The sequence below is a fragment of the Streptomyces sp. AM25 genome (assembly GCF_058146165.1).
The window spans coordinates 33,031-39,197 of the sequence record NZ_JBKIWN010000038.1 but is presented as its reverse complement, the minus strand read 5'-3'; the positions used below and the strand labels follow the sequence as shown (position 1 = coordinate 39,197).

General features: G+C 69.9%; 6 protein-coding genes and 1 pseudogene. 3 read left to right on the top strand and 4 right to left on the bottom strand.

The window, feature by feature from the left end; all coding sequences use genetic code 11:
• Positions 1 to 504: 504 nt before the first annotated feature.
• From ACLHRZ_RS32665 to ACLHRZ_RS32655, 3 genes are all read right to left on the bottom strand, one after another.
• Positions 505 to 1,176, bottom strand: a complete 672-nt coding sequence (locus tag ACLHRZ_RS32665) for a nucleoside/nucleotide kinase family protein (protein WP_490422221.1) — start codon at positions 1,174 to 1,176, stop codon at positions 505 to 507.
• A 2-nt stretch (positions 1,177 to 1,178) separates the two neighbouring features.
• Positions 1,179 to 1,925 carry a hypothetical protein gene (locus tag ACLHRZ_RS32660; RefSeq protein WP_490422220.1) on the bottom strand — a complete coding sequence of 249 codons (747 nt, stop codon included), beginning with the start codon at positions 1,923 to 1,925 and terminating at the stop codon, positions 1,179 to 1,181.
• Between the two features lie 419 nt (positions 1,926 to 2,344).
• Positions 2,345 to 3,790 (bottom strand): amidase, encoded by a 1,446-nt coding sequence (locus ACLHRZ_RS32655; RefSeq protein WP_490422222.1) that lies wholly within the window; start codon positions 3,788 to 3,790, stop codon positions 2,345 to 2,347.
• A 144-nt stretch (positions 3,791 to 3,934) separates the two neighbouring features.
• Between ACLHRZ_RS32655 and ACLHRZ_RS32650 the strand changes: the two genes are divergently transcribed.
• Positions 3,935 to 4,552, top strand: a complete 618-nt coding sequence (locus tag ACLHRZ_RS32650) for a TetR/AcrR family transcriptional regulator (protein WP_490422219.1) — start codon at positions 3,935 to 3,937, stop codon at positions 4,550 to 4,552.
• Positions 4,553 to 4,683: 131 nt separating this feature from the next.
• Here ACLHRZ_RS32650 and ACLHRZ_RS32645 read toward each other — a convergent pair.
• Positions 4,684 to 5,220, bottom strand: a pseudogene (locus ACLHRZ_RS32645) (phenylacetaldoxime dehydratase family protein); the annotation flags it as partial.
• Positions 5,221 to 5,229: 9 nt separating this feature from the next.
• On the opposite strand from ACLHRZ_RS32645, the gene ACLHRZ_RS32640 reads away from it, so the two are divergent.
• The gene (locus ACLHRZ_RS32640) at positions 5,230 to 5,607 is read left to right on the top strand and encodes a nuclear transport factor 2 family protein (RefSeq protein ID WP_490422218.1); all 378 of its coding nucleotides are present in this window, start codon (positions 5,230 to 5,232) and stop codon (positions 5,605 to 5,607) included.
• Between the two features lie 305 nt (positions 5,608 to 5,912).
• On the top strand, positions 5,913 to 6,107 hold the full coding sequence (gene rpmI, locus ACLHRZ_RS32635) for a 50S ribosomal protein L35 (protein WP_490422217.1): 195 nt from the start codon (positions 5,913 to 5,915) through the stop codon (positions 6,105 to 6,107).
• The last annotated feature ends 60 nt before the right edge of the window (positions 6,108 to 6,167 follow it).

Below are 6,167 nucleotides of genomic sequence, written 5' to 3'. Positions count from 1 at the left end.
CAGGTCACGCTCCCGCGCAGGGGCGTCGTCCGTGGCATGGCGGACGGCCGCCTGCGGTCTGTCGGCAGTCGTGACCCGCGCGCTGCTCCCCGGGCACATCCACCGGCGCAACCGACTGCCCGGGCAGGGCCGATCCCCCCGGCCGCTGCAGTGGTTGGCGCGGTCGGCTGTCGGTGGGGGCCGCTACCGTCGGTCAATTGCGGGGGCTGGCTTCCTGCGCTCTTGGGCACCGACGGCGTGGACTCCTCCCGCCCCTCCGACGCCCTGGATGACATCCGCTCCCAGCTCCTGCCACACCGTCACGTACGGGCTGTCCGGCAATTCTTCAGCCTCAGCGTGTAGTTGAGTGGGGCCCGTGGCAGACGGCGGCCACAGGACAGCAAAGGTGTTTTGGGGAGCATCCTCCTGCCCACGTAGGCCGTTGACAACTGCGTAGGGTCTCCGTGAGATGGATGCCGATCAGCCGGCCTAACGGGCAGGTGCTGGCGTCCTGGGGGAGTGTGGTCACCGTGATCCCTCCATGGGGAGGGGCGCGAGCAGGCCGTGGTCGTCCAGCGCGCGCCAGGCGTCCCTCAGGACACAGGCCCGGTCCTGGGCGGCGTCGATCCGCACGAGGGGCCCCAGGGCAGGGAAGGGCGCCGGGTCGCTGGTGATCGTCCGGTAGACCTCCCGGACCCGGCTCTGCACCTCCAGCACGTCCCAGTCCGGGCGGGTGGCATCGCCGGTCCGTGACGCGGCGCGCTCCATCGAAGCCTGCGCGGTGATGTCCAGAACCAGGGTGAGGTCCGGCACCACGCCGATGCCGACGGCCAGCGCGCTGTAGGTGTCCTTGGGCGGCTGGTCGTGTTTGACGGCGAAAAACGCCAGCTCCGACAGCAGCCACCGGTCCGCAATGACCGGACGGACGGGCAACGACGGGATGATCAGCCGCGCTGCGGTGGCCTGCTTGTCCGTCGCCAGCGCAGCCAGGTACCGCTCGCGGTTGGCGGCCGTCGGCCGGTACTTGCCGTCCACCAGGTCTTCCGCAACGGCGGCGTTGAGGAAATTGGTGGTCAGCACGGCGAGAGGTGTCACGCCGTACAGGCCGTCAAACAGGCGGAACAGGCCCTTGCGCAGAGTGGTCTTGCCGGTGCCGTCCTGGCCTTCGACAGCGACAAGGGGATAGCGGTTCTCCATGACTATTCCGCCTGCCCAGCGCTGGCGCCCCCGGTGTATTTCGTGAACTGCCCACGCCACCGAAGAGAGGTGCTCACCAAGTCGACGAGGCGCAGCTCGCCCAGGTCTTCCAACAGGCCCATGATGCCGCCCTCGTGCACGATGCCCTCGGTGACCGCCCGGCAGTAGGCCAGTTGCACATCGTCGGTGACCGGCTCCGTGCGCAGCCGATGGCGCAGCACGCGTTCCGCGGTGCCGAGCGCCACGGCCCGCGTGGCCCGTTGCAGAGTCGCGACGCTTATTTCGCTGCTGACGGGCTCCAGGGTGAGGTGGTGCACGCCGCGGTGATGGATGACGGCGAAGAACCCGACCCACCAGGCTGCGGCGGATGTGACCGCTCGTACCGCATCGCGCAAGTCGGTTTCGGACAGCTGGCCGAGGAGGAGGGCGGCGACGTCATCGGCGGCGGGTGCCAGCAATGTGGACTCGTGTTCGGTCCGGCCGCATCGTTGCGGCAGGTCGGTCCACGCGGCCAGTCCGGCGCCATCGACCAAAGCCCGAGACCGCGGGCCATCGAACTGCGCGGGACGAACCCCCAGCGCTGCCGGGGCAGCCTCGGCGAACAACGCCACTGAGGCCGGGGGAAGGTGGACGACCTCGCGCCACTCCTCCAGGTGCAAGGCCAGACGCTGGACGTGGAGGCCGGTGGCGAGTTCCTCCCACGCCTCGCGCAGAGGCAAGGGGCTTGCGGCTGGTGGGCCGGCGGGCATGCATCCTCCTTCAGCGACGACCCTGAAAACAGGGATCACGCAGCGTATCGACCACAGATGTGCGGGGTTACCGAACGGGCAAGGACTCCACCGATCGATGCCTCCGGGGACACCCGGCGGTCCGTGAAACCGGCTCTGCCAGCATCCGGTACCCGTACACCGGCGTAAGACAGTCGTGGCCAGCACGTAACTGCCGTGCGCAATCCGCAAGTTCTTTGCGCACGTCCTTCTCCGCGGCACTCGAATCCTGCGCTGAGCGTGTGCCCTGTTCCGCCGTGTGGCGTCTCCTAGCCGGGGGGTGCCCCTACGGGTTGACGAAACCCATAGGGGCACCCCCCGGCACCTGCGGGCCAGCCGGCATCCTTCTGCAGCGGCGGTTACTGGTGGTCCGGAACCGTGCGGGCAGGGCCCGGCGGGTGTCAGGCAGGGCGGCCCGACCAGACGGTGGGGGTTCGCTGCGCCCAGGGTGCGGCCCGCTCCAGCTGTCCGGCGAGGCGGAAGAGGAGGTCCTCGCGTCCGTATCCCGCAGCGAACTGGATGCCGATGGGGAGTCCGGTGGCGGGGTCGGTCTCCAGGGGGACGGACATGGCGGGAGTGCCCGCGATGTTGATCGCGGCGGTGAAGGGCGAGCGGTGGAAAAGCTGCTTCACCCAGCCGAGACCGTCGGCGCCCTCCGCGCCTTCGGCGTACGTGCCCAGCGGGACGGGCAGTTCGGGCAGGGTCGGGGTGAGCAGGAGGTCGTGGTCGGTGAAGTACCGGCCGATCCCGCGGCTGACGACGTTGCGCATGGCGAGCGCGCGGACGAACTCGGCGCCGCTGACCCGCTGTCCGTAGGCGTAGGTGGCGAGGATCTCCGGTTCGAGGGTGGTGAGGTCGACGGGCCGTCCGGTGGCCGCGGCGAGGTCGTCGATCCAGGTCGCCAGATTGGTGCTCCACAAGTGGGCGTTCGCGAGGACGAAGTCGTCCCAGTCGAGGCCGAGGTCGAGGTGGACCTCCTCGACCCGGTGGCCCAGGGCCTCGGCGAGCCGGGCGGAGCGGACGGTGGCGTCGGTGACGGTGGCGTCGACGGCCCGTCCGCCCCAGGGCCGGGTGAGGAGGCCGATCCGCAGGGAGCCGGGGGCGCGGGTGACCTCCTGGGCGTAGGGCCGCTCGGGCAGCGGGGCGGTGTAGGGGTCACCGGCTTCGGGTCCGTGGACGAGGTCGAGCAGCGTGGCGCTGTCGCGGACCGAGCGGCTGAGCGCGCCGTGGACGGCGAGCCCGTTGAACACCTCGTCCGTGTCGGGGCCCATGGGTATCCGGCCGCGGGTCGGCTTCAGCCCGAACAGGCCGTTGGCGGCGGCGGGGACGCGGATGGAGCCCGCCGCGTCGGTGGCGTGCGCGACCGGGACGATGCCGGCCGCGACGGCGGCTCCCGATCCGCCGCTGGAGCCGCCGGGGCTGCGGGCCGGGTCCCACGGGTTGCGGGTGGCCCCGTACAGGAGGCCTTCGGTGGTGGTGCTGTAGCCGAACTCCGGCGTGGCCGTGCGGCCGAGGGTCACCAGTCCGGCGCGACGGAAGCGCGTCATGAGCGTGGAATCGGAGTCGGCAGTGTTTCCGGTGGCGAGCCGGCTGCCCATTTCCGTGCGCCGGCCGGCCATCGCGATGGCGAGGTCCTTGATGAGGAACGGGACTCCCGCGAGGGGTGTGCTGCCGGGAGTCGGCGTGTCCTGTGCGGGCCAGGTTTCGACGACGGCGTTGATTCGCGGGTTCACGGCCTCGCAGGCCAGCAGGGCGGTCGAGGCGAGTTCGGCGGCGCTCACGTGGCGGCGGGCCACCAGATCGGCCAGGCCGACGCCGTCGTAGGTCACGTACTCGGAGAGCTTCATCGCATCCGTCCGGGGGTAGGGCACCAATGGGGAACGATACCGATCAGTATCTGATGAGACCGATCGGTATCGTGCGGGACTGGTCGGTACCGTAGCATCGATGTCAGGCGGCGCGACGCCCCGCCGCACCGACGAGGGGCCCGCATGACGAACACGGACAGAGCCGGCAGGCGGAGCAGGGTGGCCACGCTGCCGCCCCGGGAGCGGATCCTCGACGCGGCAGAGGAGCTCTTCGCCCGCGAGGGGATCAAGGCCGTCGGCGTCCAGGCCATCGCCGACCGGGCCGGCACCACCAAGATGGCGCTCTACCGACACTTCGCGACCAAGGACGCACTGGTCGAGGAGTGGCTGCGCATCCTGGCCGCCGACTACACCGCCGCCTTCGACCGGCTGGCGGACGCACACCCCGACGAGCCCCGGGCACAGATCCTCGGGATCGCCCGCTTCATCGCCGACGGCCTTCCCGGGATCTCCCACCGGGGGTGCCCGTTCATCAACTCCGTGGCCGAACTGCCCGACCGCGCTCACCCGGCGCGCCGGCTCATCGAAGCCCACAAGGCCGGCCAGCTTCGCCGCCTCACCGACTTGTGCGTCCGGGCCGGACTGCCCGACCCGGACGAGACGGCAGCGGAACTCACCTTCATCCTCGAAGGAGCCCAGGTGAGCACCCAGAACGGGAGCGTTGAGCACGCGGGCGAGCGGATCATGAGGATCGTCGGGGCCATCCTGGACCGCCACCCGGCCCCCGGGCCCGCCCGGTGACGAGGCGCGTCGTAGAGCGATGCCGGACGTACGCCAAGGTCGTCCGTTCCGAGGGGCGGTCGGGCAGTCGCCGGGGCGTCGAGTGAGATTCGGCGCACGGGTCCTGAGCTGCCGACTCCCCGCCGCATGACGGGGGCCACGTCGCGCAGGAAGCGTTCGCGATAGACGGTGCTGAGCGTCCGGTCCTGCGCGGTGCGGATGGCGCACAGGCCGCCGTCCACCAGCACGTGCACGGTGTCACCGTCGTAGCGGGCACGGGCGACGGGTACCCCGTGCACGGCCTTGGCGGGGATCCGGTCGCGCACCGCGCCCCAGTAGTCGTGGATGTCCTGGACCCGCTGCGGCAGCACTGAGGCCAGGCCGCTGACGGGGAAGTCGGCCGTGGCGTGCGTCTGAAGGGCGCTCTGTGCCCGGACGGGGACCGTGGCCTCCTCCCACCAGCACGCGGCCAGGGGCGGTACCTCGGCCCGGGCACGCTCGCGGCCCCCGGCTGCAGCCCAGCGGCCGTGCGTGGCCGGGTCGAGCCAGTAGGCGTACCACACGGCGTTGTACCGGCCCGCGCTGTCGGCGAACGACCCCCGGTTCAGCACATCCGGAGCGTGCGCCGGGAAGGTTGACCGTGATTGGAAGGTGGCTCGTGGGACGAGCGCGCGCGAATCGGCTGGTATTACTGGGGCATGCAGGAAGAGACCGCACGCTCCGCGATCGACACGTTCATCTCCGCGTTCAACGCCTCGGACGACAGCTATGTGACTGCCCTGCTCTCCCAGGCCCTGACCTCGGACGTGGTCTTCTGGGGGCCGTTGGGCCGCAGCGAAGGGATCGCGGCGGTCGAGCGGTTCGTGCTGGACATCCGGCGCCACCCGGCGGGGACCGGCACGATGGTGCGCTGCTCAGCAGTGGACATGCCTGATGAATGGGCCCGGTACCAGTGGGTCTTCACCACGCCGGGTGGAGGCCCCCGCCTGGCGGGAACGGATGTCGTCCATCTGCGACGGAGCCTCATCGACCAGATCATCGTCTTCGCGGGGGAGATCGAGCCGTTCGCCTCCTGAGTCATCCTTGTGCCGCTGTCCTTCTCCTGGACTTGCCCCGTCGGCGTTCGGGGGCTGCTGTTCGCGGTGGGTCAGGCCGCGGTGTTGAGGGGGTGTCCGCCCCAGCGAATGCCCTTTTCGCTGCGGGTGCGGGCGCGTTCCTTGCCCCACGGCACGGCTCCAGCACCCGATCCCCTCGTGTCTCGAACGACGACTGATCGTTCATTGGCGTGTAGCCGCCTGTCGCCTGATGCATTGATCGCTGGAGTGATGGGTAGCGGATTGACTCCGCGTACATCGATTAACACCAGGATGGAGAGGTTCAAGTGCCTAAGATGAAGTCGCATTCGGGCGCGAAGAAGCGATTCAAGGCCACTGGCAGCGGGAAGTTGATGCGACAGAAGGCCAACAACAACCACAATTTTGAGCACCGGTCGTCCAGGATGACACGTCGAGTTGCGGGCAAGGTAGTAGTCGCGAAGGCCGATGTGCGCCGGGTCAAGAAGCTGTTGGGTATGTGATCGCTGGGCCTGATCTCGACGAGGAGGGCAGCGGCTCTTGCTCGCGGAGAGCTGCCACAG

What these genes read in the sequence shown, in the direction of transcription:
- ACLHRZ_RS32640 (WP_490422218.1), top strand. Translation starts at nt 5,230, where the DNA reads ATGCAGGAAGAGACCGCACGCTCCGCGATCGACACGTTCATCTCCGCG.
- ACLHRZ_RS32650 (WP_490422219.1), top strand. Translation starts at nt 3,935, where the DNA reads ATGACGAACACGGACAGAGCCGGCAGGCGGAGCAGGGTGGCCACGCTG.
- ACLHRZ_RS32665 (WP_490422221.1), bottom strand. Translation starts at nt 1,176, where the DNA reads ATGGAGAACCGCTATCCCCTTGTCGCTGTCGAAGGCCAGGACGGCACC.
- ACLHRZ_RS32655 (WP_490422222.1), bottom strand. Translation starts at nt 3,790, where the DNA reads ATGAAGCTCTCCGAGTACGTGACCTACGACGGCGTCGGCCTGGCCGAT.
- ACLHRZ_RS32660 (WP_490422220.1), bottom strand. Translation starts at nt 1,925, where the DNA reads ATGCCCGCCGGCCCACCAGCCGCAAGCCCCTTGCCTCTGCGCGAGGCG.